15 protein-coding genes are annotated in these 16,585 nt (G+C 76.0%); 8 read left to right on the plus strand and 7 right to left on the minus strand.

What is annotated here, in order from left to right:
• Window positions 1–11 precede the first annotated feature (11 nt).
• The gene (locus tag ACI798_RS15485) at window positions 12–809 is read right to left on the minus strand and encodes an alpha/beta fold hydrolase (RefSeq protein ID WP_456941692.1); all 798 of its coding nucleotides are present in this window, start codon (window positions 807–809) and stop codon (window positions 12–14) included.
• 56 nt (window positions 810–865) lie between these two features.
• Between ACI798_RS15485 and ACI798_RS15490 the strand changes: the two genes are divergently transcribed.
• Window positions 866–1,813, plus strand: a complete 948-nt coding sequence (locus tag ACI798_RS15490; protein ID WP_457048321.1) for an alpha/beta hydrolase — start codon at window positions 866–868, stop codon at window positions 1,811–1,813.
• Window positions 1,814–1,897: 84 nt separating this feature from the next.
• Complete coding sequence (locus ACI798_RS15495; protein WP_457048322.1) at window positions 1,898–3,400, plus strand: diguanylate cyclase domain-containing protein; 1,503 nt, start codon at window positions 1,898–1,900, stop codon at window positions 3,398–3,400.
• Window positions 3,401–3,411: 11 nt separating this feature from the next.
• Here ACI798_RS15495 and ACI798_RS15500 read toward each other — a convergent pair whose 3' ends face one another.
• Both ACI798_RS15500 and ACI798_RS15505 read right to left on the minus strand, forming a co-directional pair.
• Window positions 3,412–4,011: a hypothetical protein gene (locus tag ACI798_RS15500; protein WP_457048323.1), complete on the minus strand. Its 600-nt coding sequence runs from the start codon at window positions 4,009–4,011 to the stop codon at window positions 3,412–3,414.
• Window positions 4,004–5,668, minus strand: coding sequence for a CehA/McbA family metallohydrolase (locus ACI798_RS15505; protein ID WP_457048324.1), 1,665 nt, complete (start codon window positions 5,666–5,668; stop codon window positions 4,004–4,006). The genes ACI798_RS15500 and ACI798_RS15505 overlap by 8 nt, the downstream gene beginning before the upstream one ends.
• 162 nt (window positions 5,669–5,830) lie before the next feature.
• On the opposite strand from ACI798_RS15505, the gene ACI798_RS15510 reads away from it, so the two are divergent.
• The 4 genes from ACI798_RS15510 to ACI798_RS15525 all read left to right on the plus strand — a co-directional run bounded on the left by ACI798_RS15510 (window position 5,831) and on the right by ACI798_RS15525 (window position 9,325).
• The gene (locus ACI798_RS15510; protein ID WP_456941688.1) at window positions 5,831–6,538 is read left to right on the plus strand and encodes a class I SAM-dependent methyltransferase; all 708 of its coding nucleotides are present in this window, start codon (window positions 5,831–5,833) and stop codon (window positions 6,536–6,538) included.
• Window positions 6,539–6,635: 97 nt separating this feature from the next.
• On the plus strand, window positions 6,636–7,622 hold the full coding sequence (locus tag ACI798_RS15515) for an asparaginase (protein ID WP_456941687.1): 987 nt from the start codon (window positions 6,636–6,638) through the stop codon (window positions 7,620–7,622).
• Window positions 7,623–7,687: 65 nt separating this feature from the next.
• Complete coding sequence (locus ACI798_RS15520) at window positions 7,688–8,569, plus strand: polysaccharide deacetylase family protein (protein ID WP_456941686.1); 882 nt, start codon at window positions 7,688–7,690, stop codon at window positions 8,567–8,569.
• Window positions 8,570–8,632: 63 nt separating this feature from the next.
• A complete protein-coding gene (locus ACI798_RS15525) occupies window positions 8,633–9,325 on the plus strand; it encodes a hypothetical protein (RefSeq protein WP_456941685.1) in 693 nt (230 codons plus the stop codon).
• Window positions 9,326–9,358: 33 nt separating this feature from the next.
• Here ACI798_RS15525 and amaB read toward each other — a convergent pair whose 3' ends face one another.
• The 3 genes from amaB to ACI798_RS15540 all read right to left on the minus strand — a co-directional run bounded on the left by amaB (window position 9,359) and on the right by ACI798_RS15540 (window position 13,047).
• Window positions 9,359–10,888 (minus strand): L-piperidine-6-carboxylate dehydrogenase, encoded by a 1,530-nt coding sequence (gene amaB / locus ACI798_RS15530; protein WP_457048325.1) that lies wholly within the window; start codon window positions 10,886–10,888, stop codon window positions 9,359–9,361.
• A gap of 78 nt (window positions 10,889–10,966) precedes the next feature.
• Window positions 10,967–12,124 (minus strand): NAD(P)/FAD-dependent oxidoreductase, encoded by a 1,158-nt coding sequence (locus tag ACI798_RS15535; RefSeq protein WP_457048326.1) that lies wholly within the window; start codon window positions 12,122–12,124, stop codon window positions 10,967–10,969.
• Window positions 12,125–12,210: 86 nt separating this feature from the next.
• The gene (locus ACI798_RS15540) at window positions 12,211–13,047 is read right to left on the minus strand and encodes an HpcH/HpaI aldolase/citrate lyase family protein (RefSeq protein WP_456941682.1); all 837 of its coding nucleotides are present in this window, start codon (window positions 13,045–13,047) and stop codon (window positions 12,211–12,213) included.
• Window positions 13,048–13,180: 133 nt separating this feature from the next.
• On the opposite strand from ACI798_RS15540, the gene ACI798_RS15545 reads away from it, so the two are divergent.
• Window positions 13,181–13,780, plus strand: a complete 600-nt coding sequence (locus ACI798_RS15545; RefSeq protein WP_456941681.1) for a TetR/AcrR family transcriptional regulator — start codon at window positions 13,181–13,183, stop codon at window positions 13,778–13,780.
• 6 nt (window positions 13,781–13,786) lie between these two features.
• Complete coding sequence (locus ACI798_RS15550; RefSeq protein ID WP_457048327.1) at window positions 13,787–15,970, plus strand: MMPL family transporter; 2,184 nt, start codon at window positions 13,787–13,789, stop codon at window positions 15,968–15,970.
• A gap of 119 nt (window positions 15,971–16,089) precedes the next feature.
• Here ACI798_RS15550 and ACI798_RS15555 read toward each other — a convergent pair whose 3' ends face one another.
• Entirely contained in the window at window positions 16,090–16,485 is a 396-nt protein-coding gene (locus ACI798_RS15555; RefSeq protein WP_456941679.1) for a VOC family protein, read from the minus strand.
• Between the last annotated feature and the right edge of the window lie 100 nt (window positions 16,486–16,585).

Here is a 16,585-nt window from a genome sequence, read left to right on the forward strand (position 1 = left end):
TGCGGGGGACGTCAGCCGCGGAGGAACTCCGCGACCACCGGGGCCAGGACCTCCGGGGCGACGACGTGGCCGGAGCCGGGGAGCACGCGCAGCTGGCCGGCCGGGAGGAGGTCCGCCACCCGCCGGGCCACCTCCCGCATGAACGGCGGGCTGTCGCCGCCGACCAGCACGAGCCCGGGCCGTGCCGCGCGGCGGGCGACGTCCTCGGGCACCGCGCCGCCGGTCGCCACGGAGTCGAGCACCGCCAGGTCGTGGGCGAGCGTCGGGGCGAGCGCGACCAGCTCCGCCCACCGCGGCGTCGCCCGCACCGCGTCGACCACCTCGTCGGGCATCCCGGTGCCGCGGCACCACCGGTCCATCGCCTCGTCCCGCTCCCCCGCGGCCAGCAGGTCCAGGGTCTCCACCGCGAAGGCGCGACTCTCCTCCCGGAACGCGGCGTCGTCGGGGGCGAACGGCGGGTCGTGGAGGACGAACCGGTCCACCGGCAGCCCCGCGGCGACGGCACGCAGCACCAGGGCGGCGCCGGAGGAGTGCCCGTACAGGGACGCGTGCCCGCCGACCGCGCCGACCAGCGCGGCGAGGTCCTCGACCTCCCGCTCGACGGCGTACGGCAGGGTGTCGCCGCTGTCGCCGCGGCCCCGCCGGTCGTAGGCCACGGTCGTGGCGGAGCTCCCCAGCGCCCGGGCCGTGGGGCGCATCAGCGCGCGGTCGCAGGTCGCGCCGCACACCGTGACCAGCGGCGGCCCGGAGCCCCAGACCTCGTAGGCGACGCGGGTCCCGTCCGCCGAGGCGACCGTCTCGTACGTCATGCCGGGGAGACCGGCGGACGGCGCACCACTCATCGGCACCACCCGGAGGAGGACACATGGCACGGATGGACCTGAGGGTGCGGCTGCTGGGCCGGCTGCTCGCGCGGACGTCGATCACGCGGATGGACGACGAGCGGCTGCGGAAGGCGCAGCAGCGGCGCGTCCCGCACAACCCGGTCACCGACCTGCTGCTCGGCGGCGTGGCACCGGGCGTGCGGCTCACCGACGGCACCGCACGCGGCGAGGTCGGCAAGGTGCCGGTGCGCACCTACCGGCCGGAGTGGGCGACCGGCCCGCTGCCGCTGGTCGTGAACCTCCACGGCGGCGGCTGGACGCTCGGCAACCTCGACTCCGCGGACTGGCTGTGCAGCAGCGTGTCCGCCACGGTGGGCGCCGTCGTCGTCTCCGTCGAGTACCGGCTCGCGCCCGGGCACCGCTGGCCGGCCGCCGCCGAGGACTGCTACGCCGCCCTGGCCGACGTCGTGGAGCGGGCCGCCGAGTTCGGCGCCGACCCCGACCGGGTCGCGGTGATGGGCGACAGCGCGGGCGGCAACCTGGCCGCCGTCGTCTGCCTGATGGCCCGCGAGCGCTCCGGCCCGCGGATCGCGCACCAGGGGCTGGTCTACCCCTCGGTCGACCTGACGATGAGCAGCCCGTCGATCGACGGGAACGCGCACGCGCCGATCCTCACCCGGGCCGACTGCCTCGCCTTCCGCGACCACTACCTCGGCGACGGCGACCCGCACCACCCGCACGCCTCGCCGCTGTACGCCACCGACCACGCGGGCCCCCCCCCGGCGCTGGTGCAGGTGGCCGAGCACGACCCCATCCGCGACGACGGCGTGCGCTACGCCGCGGTGCTCCGGGACGCGGGCGTGCCCGTCCGGCTGACCGAGTACGTCGGCATGCCGCACGGGTTCCTCGCCTTCCCGCGGCTGTGCCGGTCGGCGCCCCAGGCGCTGGCGGAGCTGTGCGCGGAGCAGGCGGCGGTGTTCAGCCGCTGACCACCCCCTCCGGGTGATCGACCCGCGGCCCGGACCGGTCGATGCAGAGGAGGACAACCCCTTCCCGAGCACGAGGGCGGCAGCATGGTCCGGTCGACGGCGCACCCGCGCCTGGCGGCGCTCGTCGTCGCCCTCGCCGCCGCCGGGACGCTCACCACCACGGTCCTCGGGCCGTCCGGCGCCGCGCTCGCCTCGGACCTGACGCAGACGCTGGCCGCCCTCGCCGCCGGCGCCGCGACCGCGCGGTTCGCCGCGCACAGCAGCGGCCTGCGGCTGCGGCTGGCCTGGGCCCTACTGGCGCTGGCCTGCACGTCGTGGGGTCTCGGCCAGGCGTACTGGACCGTCCTCGCCGCCCACGGCGAGGCGCCGTTCCCGTCGCTGGCCGACGTCGGCTTCCTGGGCTTCTGCCTGTTCGCCGTGCCGGCCCTGGTCCTGCACCCGGCCGGCGGCGGGCGGACCGGCCGCCTGCAGCGGCTCCTCGACGCGGTGATGACCACCGGCGCGGTCGGCCTGGTCAGCTGGCAGACGGCGCTGGGCGCGGTGCTGCGCGACGACTCCGGTCCCGACGTCGGCGCTCGCCTGCTGCTGGCCGCGTACCCGGTCACCGACGTCGTCCTGATCGTGCTGGCCGTCCTCCTGGTCACCCGCACCCCCGGCGACCGCCGGCCGCTGAACCTGGTCGCGGCCGGCGTCACCGCGCTGGCCGTCGCCGACAGCGCGTTCACCTACCTGTCGGCCACCGGCACCTACGACGGCGGGACCGCCGATGTCGGCTGGACGGCCGCCTTCGTCCTGCTCGCCGTGGCCGGGCTGTGCCGCACCGCGCTCGCGGGCGCCCGGCCCGAGGGCCGCAGCGGCGGCGTCCGCGGCACCGGTGCCGCGGCGTCGCTGCTGCCCTACGTCCCGGTCGTCGTCGCGCTGGCCACCGCGCTGGTGCGCAGCCTCGCCGGCACGCCGCTGTCCCCCGGCGAGATGCTGGCCGCCACCGTGGTGATCGCCGCGCTCATGGTCCGGCAGTACGTGACCGTGCGGGAGAACGCGCGGCTCGCGGCCGACCTCGCCGCCCGCGAGGCCCAGCTGCGGCACCTGGCCTTCTCCGACCCGCTGACCGGCCTGGCCAACCGGTCGCTGTTCCTCGACCGGCTCGAGCACGCCCTGGCCCTGCACGCCCGGGACATGCGGCCGGTCGCCGTCGTCTTCCTCGACCTCGACGACTTCAAGACGGTCAACGACACCCTCGGCCACGCCGCCGGCGACGAGCTGCTGCTCCGGGTCGCCGAGCGGCTCACCGGCGCGCTGCGCGGCGGCGACACGGTCGCCCGGCTCGGCGGCGACGAGTTCGCCGCGCTGCTCGAGGACGGCGGCGACCCGCTGGAGGCCGCCGCCCGCATCACGGCGGCGATGGCCGTGCCGTTCACCGTCGCCGGCCGCACCCGCGCCGTCGGCGCCAGCACCGGCGTGGTCGCGCTGGCCGCCGGCGACGCCGCGGTGGGCGCCGACGAGCTCATGGCCCGCGCCGACGCGGCGATGTACGCCGCCAAGCGCGCGGGCAAGGGCCGCGTCGTCCACCACGGCGTCACCGTCTGACGCCTGCCGGTTCAGTGGTCCGAGCAGCACTCCCGCTGTCTCGGGGACTCGAACGGGACGACCTCGCCGTCTCCCCACGGGGACACCGGCAGCACGAGGACGCCGTCGCGGTACTCCGGGCGCACGTGCCCGCGCGTCCGAAGGACCAGACCCGGGTCGTCGGCGACGCCGACGAGGTCGACCGCCTGCACCGCCGACCGGGTGGTCAGCTCGGCCAGCGGCAGCCGGCCGGGCAGGTCCTCCTGGCCGGGGAAGCGGACCAGCCGGCCGGAGGCCCGCTCCCGGTGCGCCCGGCCGGCGCCCGCGGCGTGCTCCGCGTGGCCGGGGTCCCCGGCCGGCGGGGTGTCCGCGTCCCCGGCGACCACCACCGCGTCCCTGGGACGGGCCCACCCCGCGACGGCGGCGTCGAGCTCCGCCGAGCGGGGTGCCCGGAGCGAGCCGGCGTAGTGGTTGCCGCCGGCCGACCGGACGACGTGCGTCGCCACCTCGGTGGCGCCGACCCGCCGGCCGAGGTCGAGCAGCCGGTGCTCGACCTCGGCCAGCGCGGCCGGCGAGGTGCCGGTGTCGCCGCAGACGGCGACCCAGCAGTCGCCGGACGGGGACTCAGCCAACGGTGACGAACACCGGGTTCGAGTAGAACCACAGGTCGGTCCACGGGTCGCTGTTGCCCTCGGGGTCCTGCCGCGGCTCGATGCTGCCGGGCGCCGAGAAGTTCCCGTCCGTCCCGCGCAGCCGCAGGTAGAACGGGCGGTCGACCCGCCGGAACACGTGGTTGACCACGACCTGCCCGTTGCCGCGGACCTCGAAGGACTCGACGACGGCGGTCTCCGGCGCCGTCTGGGTGTCCCGGTCGGACACCGCGCCGGTGATCGGGCCGCTGATCAGGTCGACCCGGCGCAGGACCGGCACGTCGCCGTGGGCGTTGGGCCGGCGGCGCGGGGTGATCCGGATCTGCACGTGCACGTTCTCGCCGCGGCCGACGCGCACCTGCTCGCCCAGGGTGGCCGGCGCGTTGCCGCCGCCGTCGCCCCGGACGCTGACCTCGAGGGCGTCGATGAGGTCGCCGTGGACGACGAACGCGCGCCCGGCCCGCAGGCCGTCCATGACGGCGCCGTAGTCGCGGCCGGCCGCCCCCACCCAGGTCCGCGAGTAGTAGCCGGGGAAGAAGTCGCCGCGGTCGATCTGCGGGACGCCGCTGTCCACCGGGTCGCCGTAGCGTCCGTTGGCGGCGAAGTACGTTCTGGAGTCCGCGCCGGTGGGACGGACGAGCTGGTCGCGGTAGACCGAGTGCGAGTCGGAGTTGGCGGTGATCCACCAGGGCCGGCCCTCCGCCAGCAGCGAGTCCCACACACCGCCGACCTTGGCGGTCATCCAGTCGAAGCCACCGAAGGTCCGGTAGGACTCGAGGGGGTACCCGGGGAAGCTGTCGGCGCGGGGGCTGTTGCCGTAGTAGCCGCGCGCCTCGCCCGGGCCCTCCGGCGCCGGGATGCCGGCGGCCTGGTGCCCGGGCGCGCCCTCCATGCCGATCGCGATCCGCGGGTCGGCGTCGCGCCACGCGCGGAGCTCGTGCGGCGAGTCGATGCCGTTGCGGGCGGGGTGGTTGGCGAGGAAGAGCGCGTTGGAGGTGCGGCGGTTCGTCATCTGCTGGCCGAGCCAGCGGATGCCGGCCACCGCACGGTCCTCGGTCGTGTTGCCGAGGGAGCCGTCGAACTGCTGCTCGAACTCCCGCAGGACGGCGACCTCGTTGCTGTTCGGCACGACGAAGACGGTGCCGTGCTCGGCCGCCGGGATGTTCCACTCCAGGCCCTGGAACACCAGCACGTCGCGGTAGGCCTGGCGGCTGGCGACGATGTCGGGGTTGACCAGGTCGACGCCGAGGCGGGCGTGCGTGGCCGAGCCGTGGTCGGTGATGACCATCCAGTGCACGCCGTTGCGCCGGGCCTGCTCCACCTGCTGGCGGACCGTGTAGAGGCCGTCGGAGCTGTACTGCGTGTGGATGTGGTGGTCGCCGTTGAGCCAGGTGTAGGAGGCGGCGCTGCCGCTGCCGGCACGCGGGGCGGCCTGGGCGGTCCGGGGCGCGCCGGCCACCGTCGCGCCGACCGTCAGACCGAGGACCCCGGCCGCCTGCAGGAACCGGCGGCGCGACAGGTCACCGGGCGAGAGGTCCTGGTCGGGGACGGAGACGTCGCTGTAGGGCGTCCACGCCGCGGGCTCGTGGTGGTGCCCGTGGTCGTGCGGGTGGTCGTGGTGGTGGTGCGGACCGGACACGTCTCTCCTCGGGAGCGGCGACAGGAGGGCCGGCCGCGGGGAGCGGTCCCGGCCCCGCTCCATCCTCAGGACGGAGGTGACCGACGGGTGGACCGCCGATGACACACCGTGGTGGCCGGCGTGACGTCTGCGCGACGGGCGCGGCGATGACAGGGTGGACGGGTGACCGACGTCCAGCACCGCGACGGCCGCCGCACGCCCGCCGTCCGCACCTACCAGGGGCACGGCATCCACGCGGCCCCCGGCGTGCACGAGTACGCCGCGGGCCTGGCCCGGACGCTGCTCCCCGACGGCGGGCGGGTGCTCGAGGTCGGCTCGGGCTGCGGCGCGCTGGCACTGCGGCTGCGCGACGTGGGCGTCGACGTCGTCCCCACCGACCTCGACCCGCCGCACGAGTGGATCGCCCGGCTCGACCTCGACGACCCGGACTGGACCGACGAGACCCGCGGCCCCTTCGACCTGGTCGTGTGCGTGGAGACGCTGGAGCACGTGGAGAACCCGCGGCAGGTGCTGCGCTCGATCCGGGCCCTGCTGCGCCCCGGCGGCCGGCTGCTGGTGAGCACACCGAACGTCACGCACCCGCACTCGCGGCTGCTGACCCTGCTGCGCGGGGCGCCCTACATCTTCGGCCCGGGCCACTACCACTCCCCCGGCCACATCACCCTGCTGCCGGACTGGATGCTCACCGAACACGTGCGGCTGGCCGGGTTCGACCGGATCGAGGTCACCACCGCCGGCGACACCCTCTACGCCGGGCCGATGCGGCTGGCCTACCGCGTGGAGATGGCGGTGCTGTGGCTGCTGGGCATCCGGCAGCGGGCCACCTCCGGCGACGGCGTCTGCACCTTCGTCACCGCCACCGCGGTCTAGCCACCGGCGCGTGTGCGCTGACGCCGCGTCCCGGCGCCCGGAAGGCGGCGTCAGCGCACCCCGTCCCGCTCTCGACGCCCGCGTTCCGGAGGTCCCCATGGCGCTCGTGACGGTGCTCGCGACCGGCGGCACGATCGCGACCCGCGCCGACGCGGGCGGGGTGTCGACGGCGCAGGACAGCGGGGCCGACCTCGTCGCCCGGCTGGCCGGGGACACCGGCACCCGCCTGCGGGTCCGGGACGTGCTGCGCGTCGGCAGCTACCTGATGACGCTCGAGCGCATGCACGCCGTCGCGTCCGCGGTGGCCGAGGAGCTGGCCGACCCGGAGGTCGACGGGGTGGTCGTCACGCACGGCACGGACACGACCGAGGAGACGGCCTTCTTCCTCGACCTGCTCCACCGCGACCCCCGGCCGGTCGTGCTCACCGGCGCCCAGCGGCCGGCGGACGCCCCGGACAGCGACGGGCCGCGCAACCTCGCCGACGCGGTCACCGTCGCCGCGAGCCCGGCCGCCCGGGACCAGGGCGTCCTGATCGCCTTCGGCGGGCGCGTGTTCCCGGCGCGGGGCACGCGCAAGGGTCACACGCTGGCGGCCGACACCTTCACCGCGCCGGACGCGGGTCCGCTGGGCTGGGTCCGGGATGGCGCCCTCCTCCTGGAGCGCTCGGCCCGCCGCTCCGCTCCCCTCGACCTCGCCCGCGTCGACCCGGCCGGGATCCGCGTCGACGTCGTGGCCTGCCACCCCGATGCCGACGCCACCGCGCTGCACGCCTTCGCCGCGGCCGGCGCCCGGGGGATCGTCCTGGAGGCGACGGGCGCCGGCAACGCCAACCCCGTCATCTGCCGGGCCGTCCGCGAGCTCACCGACGCCGGCGTCGTCGTCGTCACCTCGACGCGGGTGGCGGCCGGCCCGGTCGCCGCCCTCTACGGCGACGGCGGGGGGACCGACCTGCAGGCCGCGGGGGCGCTCCCCGCCGGCCTGCTCCGGCCCTCCCAGGCGCGCGTGCTGCTGGCCGTCCTGCTGGCGCTGGACCGCGACCCGGACGCCGTCCGCGCCGGCTGGCGGGCCCGGACCGCCGGCTGACCGGCGAGCCCCAGGTACGACCCCGGCCGCACGCCGCGGTCCGGGGAACCCGAGAGGAGAGGTGCATGCCCAAGGAGATCCTCTGCGCCTTCGGCGTCGACGTCGACGCGGTGGGCGGCTGGCTGGGGTCCTACGGCGGCGAGGACTCGCCGGACGACATCTCGCGCGGCATCTTCGCCGGCGAGGTCGGCGTGCCGCGCATGCTCGAGCTCTTCCGCCGCAACGAGATGCCGAGCACCTGGTTCTGGCCGGGCCACTCCATCGAGACGTTCCCGGAGCAGTTCGACGCCTGCGTGGCGGCCGGGCACGAGATCGGCGTCCACGGCTACAGCCACGAGAACCCCATCGCGATGAGCCGCGAGCAGGAGTCCGCGGTGCTCGACCGCTGCATCGAGCTGATCGAGGAGCGGGCCGGCCGCCGCCCGACCGGCTACGTCGCGCCGTGGTGGGAGTTCTCCCCCGTCACCAACGAGCTGCTCCTCGAGCGCGGCATCAAGTACGACCACTCGCTCATGCACCGGGACTTCGAGCCCTACTACGTCCGGGTCGGCGACAGCTGGACGAAGATCGACTACTCCCGGCCGGCCGACACCTGGATGAAGCCGCTGGTCCGGGGCCGGGAGACCGACCTCGTCGAGATCCCGGCGAACTGGTACCTCGACGACCTCCCGCCGATGATGTTCATCAAGGCCAGCCCGAACAGCCACGGGTTCGTCAGCCCCCGCCACCTCGGCGAGATGTGGCAGGACCAGTTCGACTGGGTCCACCGGGAGATGGAGTACGCGGTGGTCACCTTCACCGTGCACCCCGACGTCTCCGGCCGGCCGCAGGTGCTCCTCATGCTCGAGCGGCTCATCGAGCACGTGAACGCCCACGAGGGCGTCCGGTGGACGACCTTCGACGAGATCGCCGACGACTTCACGGCGCGCCGCCCCCGCCGGGCCTGACGGCCGGCTCCCCCACCCGCCGCCGGCGGGGACCCACCCGTCCGGCCGAACGGAGGTCTCCAGGTGTGCGGTGCGTGCGGCGCCGGGACGGCCGAGGACTGGGCCTCCCCCGTCCTCGGCTCCTCCGCGGCGCGGGCGGCGGTGGCCGCGGTGGTCGGGACCGCCGCTCCCCGCGGTGTCCGGGTGCGGCCGGTCCCCGGCGGGTGGACGGTCGGCCGCCCCACCGGCGGCACCACCGTGGCCGGCACGGTCACCCGGCTGGTCGAGGCCGCCGCGGCCGACACCGGTGCCGAGGTCGGCCTCCCGCCCGCGACGGGCGACCACGTGCCGCCGCCGGACGGGCGCCGTCCGGTGACCCTCGTGCACGGCGACGCCGTCCCGGGCGCGGTGGACAGCGGGGACGCGGCCTGGCCGCACCGGGTGACCGGGGCCGGCGCGCCGGTCGTGCTGACCGCCCGCGAGCGGCCGGAGGAGGTGCTCGACCTGCTCCTGGCCGACCCCCTCCGCCGTTCCGTCCGGGTCGCCGGCCTGGTGAGCGCCACGCTCCCGGGGTGGAGCGGCCCGGTCTCCCGGCTCCCGGGGGTCCCCGTCGCCGTCCCCGGCGACCGGGTGCCCGCGCTCGCCGCCCTGCTCGCCCTGCGGCTGGCCGGCCGCCGGCCGCACGAGCGGACCCGCACCCGGGTGGCGGTCGACGGGACACGACTGACCCTGGACGCCCTCGGCCCGCGGGTGCTCGCCCTCCACGGCGAGGGGTGACCCGGGCGGCCGGCCCGGGTCACCCCGCCGCCGTCAGATGGGGAACTCGACCCCCTGCGCGAGCGGCAGCTCACCGGAGAAGTTGATCGTGTTGGTGGCCCGGCGCATGTAGCCCTTCCAGGCGTCCGAGCCGGACTCGCGGCCGCCGCCGGTGTGCTTCTCCCCGCCGAACGCGCCGCCGATCTCCGCCCCCGAGGTGCCGATGTTGACGTTGGCGATGCCGCAGTCGGAACCGTCGGCGGCGAGGAAGCGCTCGGCCTCGGCCTGGTCGGAGGTGAAGATGCTCGACGACAGCCCCTGCGGGACGTCGTTGTTGAGCGCCACCGCCTCCTCCAGCGTGCGGTAGGGCAGCACGTAGAGGATCGGCGCGAACGTCTCCTGCCGGACGATGTCGGTCTGCCCGGGCATCCGGACCAGCGCGGGCTCGGCGTACCAGGCGTCCGGCGCCTCGTCGGCCAGGCGCCGTCCGCCGCCGGCCAGCACCTCCCCGCCCTGCTGACGGGCGGCCTCGAGCGCGTCCTGCATCGCCTTGAACGCGGCGTCGTGGATCAGCGGCCCGACCAGCGTGCCCGGCTCCAGCGGCGACCCGATCGGCAGCCGGCGGTAGGCGGCCGCGACCCGCTCGGTGAGGGCGTCGACGACGTCGACGTGCGCGATCAGCCGGCGCATCGTGGTGCAGCGCTGCCCGGCGGTGCCGGCGGCGGAGAAGACGATCCCGCGGGTGGCGAGGTCGAGGTCGGCCGACGGCGTGACGATCGCGGCGTTGTTGCCGCCGAGCTCCAGCAGCGACCGGCCGAAGCGGTCGGCCACCCGCGGCCCGACCAGCCGGCCCATCCGCGTCGACCCGGTCGCCGACAGCAGCGCCACCCCGGGCGACTCCACCAGCGCCTCGCCGACGTCGGCGCCGCCGAGCACGACCTGGCTCAGGCCCTCCGGCGCGCCGGTCTCCGCGATCGCCCGGTCCAGCAGCGCGGCGGACGCGAGGGCGGACAGCGGCGCGAGCTCCGAGGGCTTCCAGACGACGGGGTCGCCGCAGACCAGCGCGAGCGCGGTGTTCCACGACCAGACGGCGACCGGGAAGTTGAACGCGCTGATGACGCCGACGACGCCGAGCGGGTGCCAGGTCTCCATCAGCCGGTGGCCGGGGCGCTCGGAGCTGATCGTGCGGCCGTACAGCTGCCGCGAGAGGCCGACGGCGAACTCGCAGATGTCGATCATCTCCTGGACCTCACCGGCCGCCTCGGAGGTGATCTTGCCGACCTCGACGCTCACCAGGGTGGCGAGGTCGGTCTTGTGCTCGCGCAGCAGCTCGCCGAACCGCCGGACCAGCGCGCCGCGCACCGGCGCCGGGACCGTGCGCCAGGTGCGGAACGCCTCGCCGGCGCGGTCGACGGCGGCCGCGACGTCGGCCGCGGTGTCCCGGCGCAGCGAGGCGACCCGCTGCCCGTTCACCGGGGAGGTCACCGGGAAGTCGCCCGCGATCGCGTCGAGGTCGACGCCGCACCGGCCGGCGGCGTCGGCCGCCAGGCGCGCGAGGTCCCCAGCGGTGGGCAGGGTGGTCACAGGGGTACTCCTTCTGTGGTCGCGGCCCCCGTGCAGGGGCCCGCCGCGAGGGTGCGAGCGGTGGGGGCACGGGGGTCCTTACACGATGTTGAGCTCGGGGCGGACGCCGGCGCCGGCGAACCGGCGGACGTCCAGACCGGAGACGTCGACGAACGGCTGCGCGCCGACGTACAGGTCCCGCACGACCTCCCCGACGGCCGGCCCCATGAGGAAGCCGTGGCCGGAGAAGCCGGTGGCGTACAGGAAGCCCTCGACGTCGGCGGCGCGGCCGATGAGGGCGTTGTGGTCCGGGGTCATCTCGTACAGGCCCGCCCACCCGCTGGCGACGCCGACGCCGGCCAGTGCGGGCGCCCGCCGCTCGATCGCCGCGCCCAGCCGCGGCAGCCAGGCGTCGGAGCGGGTGAGCCGGAAGCCGGGGGTCTCGTCGGGGTCGGACATGCCCATGAGCAGGCCCTCGCCCTCCCGGTGGAAGTAGAACGAGGTGCCGAAGTCGATGGTGAACGGCGTGTGCGGGTCCAGGCCGGGCACCGGCTCGGTGACCAGGATCTGCCGGCGCAGCGGGCTCACCGGCAGGTCGACGCCGGCCCAGGCGCCGACCTGCGCCGACCACGGGCCGGCCGCACAGACCACGGCCTCGGTCTCGACCGTGCCCGCCGCCGTGGTGACCGCGGTGACCCGCCCCTCGCGGACGTCGATGCCGGTCGCCGGGCAGTGCGGCAGCACGGTCACCCCGGCCCGCCGGGCGGCGGAGGCGTAGCCGAGCACGACCGACTCGGGCGTGCAGTGCCCGTCGGTGGGCGACCACGCCGCCGCCAGCAGCCCGTCCGGGTCGACCATCGGGGACAGCCGCACCGCCTCGGCGACGTCGACCATCCGGCTGGGCACGCCGAGGTCGTTCTGCAGCGCGACCGCGGCCTCGAAGTCCGCGACGGCCGCGGCGTCGTCGAGCAGGAACAGGTAGCCGACCGGGGCGAAGTCGATCTCCTGGCCGAAGCGGGCCGGGAAGTCGCGGAAGGTCTCCAGGCTGCGGGCGCCGAGGGCGACGTTCACCGGGTCGGAGAACATCGCCCGCACGCCCCCGGCGGCCCGGCACGTCGAGCCCGACCCGAGGGCGTCCCGCTCGAGCAGGACGACGTCGCGCACCCCGGCCAGGGCGAGCTCGTACGCCGTGGCCAGCCCGACGACCCCGCCGCCGACGACGACGACCGAGGCCGAGCGGGGCAGCTGCCGGGTCATGGGACCTCCTGCTCAGGACGGGACGAGAGCCCCATCCTGGGCCCTGGAGGCCCCCGGCACCACGACCCGCCCGACGGGCGACCCGATCAGGCGGGCCGGACGCCGAAGGTCTCGGCCAGCCGCTCGATCTTGCGGGCCCGGCCCAGGCGGGGCAGGTCGCTGCCGTCGCGGATGACCTGGCCGCGCGCCTCGAAGTCGGCGAGGAAGTCCAGCGCCCACGCGACGTCCGACGGCGCGGGGCTGATCACCTCGTTGATGACCGGCGCCTGCTCGGGGTCCAGGCACAGCTTGCCGGTGAGCCCGAGGGTCACGGTGACCGCCGACTGCTCGCGCAGCACCGGGTGGCTGGTGCTCACCGTGGGGCCGTCGATCGGGCCGGGCAGGCCACCGATGCGGCTGGCCACGACCAGCCGGGAGCGCGGGTAGGCCATCGCCAGCTCGTCGGCGCTGGTGCCGGTGTCGCGGCGGTAGTCGCCGCTGCCGAAGGCGAGCCGGAAGGCGCCGCGGGCGCGGGCGATGCCCACCGCCTCCTCGATGCCCAGCGCCGACTCCACCAGCGCGAGCACCGGCGTCGAGCCGCCGAGCCGGTCGAAGGTCTCGGTGACGTGCTCGCCGGCCTCGGTCTTGGCCAGCATCACGCCGGCGAGCCCGGGCAGGCCGGCGAGGGCGGCGACGTCGTCCTCCCAGAACGGCGTCGAGTGGTCGTTGATCCGCACCCAGGTCGACCGGTCGCCGTCCCGCAGCCAGTCGACGACCACGGCGCGGGCCTCGTCCTTGCGGGCCGGGTCGACGGCGTCCTCGATGTCGAGCACCACCTGGTCGGCGCGCGAGGCGTACCGCTCCGCGAAGAGCTCGGGACGGGCGCCGTTGACGAGGAGCCACGAGCGCGCGTCCGCCGGGCCGACCCTCCTGCGTGTCGTCATGTCGTCATCCTCGCCCGGCGTACGCGGGGAGCCGGGAGCGACTCCCGGCCAGCGGGACGCTGTGAGCGAATCCACGCCGACCGGATCGGGCGGTCCGCCGACCGGATCGGTCGGTCGGCCGTAGCCTGGCACCGTGGCCCGACCGTTCCGGCAGCAGATCGACGAGGGGATCCTCGACCGCGCCGCCGCCCTCTTCGCCCGGCGCGGCTACGCCAAGACGTCGGTGCAGGACGTCGCCGACGCGGTCGGCCTGTCCAAGGCCGGGCTGCTGCACCACTACCCCAGCAAGGACGCCCTGCACGAGGCCGTGCTCGCGCAGGCGGAGACGCTCGGCGAGCGGGTGCTCGACCAGGTGGCGCACCTGCCGCTGGGCCCGGCCCGGGACCGCCGCGCCGTCGAGGTGCTCGTCGACGTCGCCCTGGCCCACCCCGGCGTCGTCGCCCTGCTCCTGGCGCCGGCCACGCAGGGCGAGCCCGGCGCCGAGGGGTCGCTCACCGAGGGGGCCGGCGCGATGGCGCTGGCCGCCTTCGGTGTCGACCCGGAGACCGCCGGACCCGAGCGGTGCGTCCGCGTGGTCGGCGCGCTCGGAGCGCTCGCCGTCCTCACCCTGGCGGCCCGCCAGGCGGACCTGACCCCGGCGTGGCGGCCGTACGTCGTCGCGACCTGCTTCGACGCGCTCGGCCACCGCCGTCCGCGCGCGACCCCTTCCCACCCCACCCAGGCGGAGGCCTGATCGTCCATGGCAGTCCTGTTGTCCCGTCTCGGGACCTCCTCCGCGCGGCACCGGTTCGCCGTCCTCGCCGTGTGGCTGCTGGTCCTCGTGGCCGGCGGCGTCGGCGCGGTCACCCTCTCCGGGCCGACGTCGACCAGCTTCTCCATCCCCGGCCAGGAGTCCACGACCGCGCTGGAGCGGATCGGCGAGGAGTTCGGCGCGGGCGCCGGCGGCGTGTCCGCGCGGGTCGTCGTCGCCGCCCCCGAGGGCGCCACGCTGACCACGCCGGAGAACGCCGCCGCGGTCACCGAGCTGGCCGGCACGCTGGGCGGGCTGCCCGGCGTCGTGTCCGCGACCGACCCGCTGGACCCCGCCGCGCCGTCGGTCGACCCGCAGCAGACGGTCGGCTACAGCACCGTCACCTACGACGCCGAGGCCGGCGGGGTGACCCCCGAGGAGCAGGACGCGCTGCGCGACGCCGTCGCCGACGCCCGTGACACCGGGCTGACCGTCGAGGTCACCGGGCAGGCGCTGGAGGAGGTGCCGGCCGTCGGCGGCCCGGCCGAGGTCCTCGGCGTCGTCGTCGCGCTGGTCGTCCTGGCCGTCACCTACGGCGCGCTCGCGGTGGCCGGCATGAACCTGCTGACGGCGCTCGTCGGCGTGGGCGTCGGCGTCCTCGGCATCACCATCGCCACCGGCTTCGTCGACCTGTCCTCGACCACACCGATCCTCGCCGCGATGCTCGGCCTGGCCGTCGGCATCGACTACACGCTGTTCATCGTCACCCGGCACCGGCAGGAGCTGCTGCGGGGCACCGACGTCCGCCGGTCCATCGGGCTGGCCGTCGGCACGGCCGGCTCCGCGGTGGTCACCGCCGGCCTCACCGTCGTCATCGCGCTGGCCGGCCTGTTCGTCGCCGGCATCCCGTTCCTGACCCAGATGGGTCTGGCCGCGGCCGCGACGATCGTCGTCGCGGTGCTGGTGGCGCTCACGCTGGTGCCGGCGGTGCTCGCCCTGCTCGGGCACCGGGTGCTGCCCCGGAAGCGCCGTGCCGCGGCGACCGGCGGGATCCCGGCGCCGGCCCGCACGCGGGGCCTCCTCGGCGGCTGGGTCGGCACCGTCACCCGGTTCCGCACGGCTTCGCTGCTGCTGGCCATCGTGGGCCTCGGCGTGATCGCGATCCCGGTCGCCTCCATGCAGACCACGCTGATCCAGTCGCCGGCCGAGGGGACCTCCGCCGCCCGCGCCGATGCGCTGCTCGCCGAGGGCTTCGGCGAGGGTTTCAACGGCCCGATCACCGTGCTCTTCGAGGGCGACCGGGCCGCCGAGGCCGCCGGGCAGGCCGCGGGTGCGGTCAGCGGCCTCGACGACGTCGCGCTGGTCGCGCCGCCGGTCCCGAACGCCGACGACACCGCCGCGCTGCTCACCGTCATCCCGGAGTCGGGCCCGACCACGCAGGCCACCGAGCAGCTCGTCGCCGACCTGCGCGCGCAGCTGGCCGACCTGGACGGCGTCGACGCCTACGTCACCGGCGCGACGGCGGTCAGCGTCGACGTCGCGCAGAGCCTGGACCAGGCGCTGCCGAAGTACCTGCTGCTCGTCGTCGGGCTGGCGCTGGTGCTGCTCGTGCTGGTCTTCCGGTCGCTGCTCGTGCCGCTGGTCGGCGTCCTGGGCTTCCTACTGACCATCGGCGCCTCGCTCGGCGCGACCGTGGCGGTGTTCCAGTGGGGGTGGCTGGCCGACGTGGTCAACCTCGACACCACCGGGCCGCTGCTGAGCCTCACGCCGATCCTGGTCATCGGCATCCTGTTCGGCCTGGCCATGGACTACCAGGTGTTCCTGGTGTCGCGGATGCACGAGGCGCACAGCCACGGCACCCCGCCGCTGGAGGCGATCCGCACCGGCTTCCGGCAGGCCGCCCCGGTCGTCGTCGCCGCCGCGCTGATCATGTTCAGCGTCTTCGCCGGGTTCGTCCCGGCCGGCGAGGCGACGATCAAGTCGATCGCCTTCGCGCTCGCCATCGGCATCCTGTTCGACGCGTTCGTCGTCCGGATGGTGCTGGTGCCCGCCGCGCTGGCGCTGCTCGGGAAGGCCGCCTGGTGGCTGCCGCGCTGGCTGCGCTGGCTGCCGGTGCTCGACGTCGAGGGCGCCGCGCTGGAGCGGCACCCGGAGCCCGGGCGCGAGCCGGAGCTGGCCGGCGACCCGCGCTGACGCACGACCCCCTCACGGCCCGCCTCCCCTGCCGGGGAGGCGGGCCGTGCCGCGTCCGGGGCCGGGCCGGTGGACGCGGGCCCGGTGGAGCGGCCCGGGGTCCTGCCGGGTGACCCGCGTCAGGCGCGGCCGTCCTCCTGGTCGATGCACAGGACGTTGCCCTCGCTGTCCGTGAACCAGGCGGCGCGGCCCATGCCGGGGATCGAGGCGATCTCCCCGCTCCACTCGACGCCGGGCATGTCCTCGTACACCTCGAAGGCGACGCCGCGGGACTTGAGCTCCTTCACCTGGGCCTCGACGTCGTCGACGTGGAACTGGGCGATGGTGTGCCCGGCCTGCCCGGCGTAGTCGGTCCGGTAGACGCCGAAGCGGGTACCCCCGGCGGTCTCGTACTCCAGGACCTCGCCCATGAGCTCGCGGACCGGGGTGAGGCCCAGCTTGTCGGCGTAGAAGGTGCGCGCCCGGTCGATGTCGCTCGCCGGGATGTTCGCCGCGACGCGGCTGTCGTCCAGCATGGCAGGCTCCCGAGGGGTGGGACGGGTCCCCCGTGCTGACGTCCGCGGACGCTAGACCCGGCGCTCGCCCGGGGGCAACGGAGACCGGGCCGTCACCCTC

Source organism: Geodermatophilus sp. SYSU D01045, from assembly GCF_054050295.1.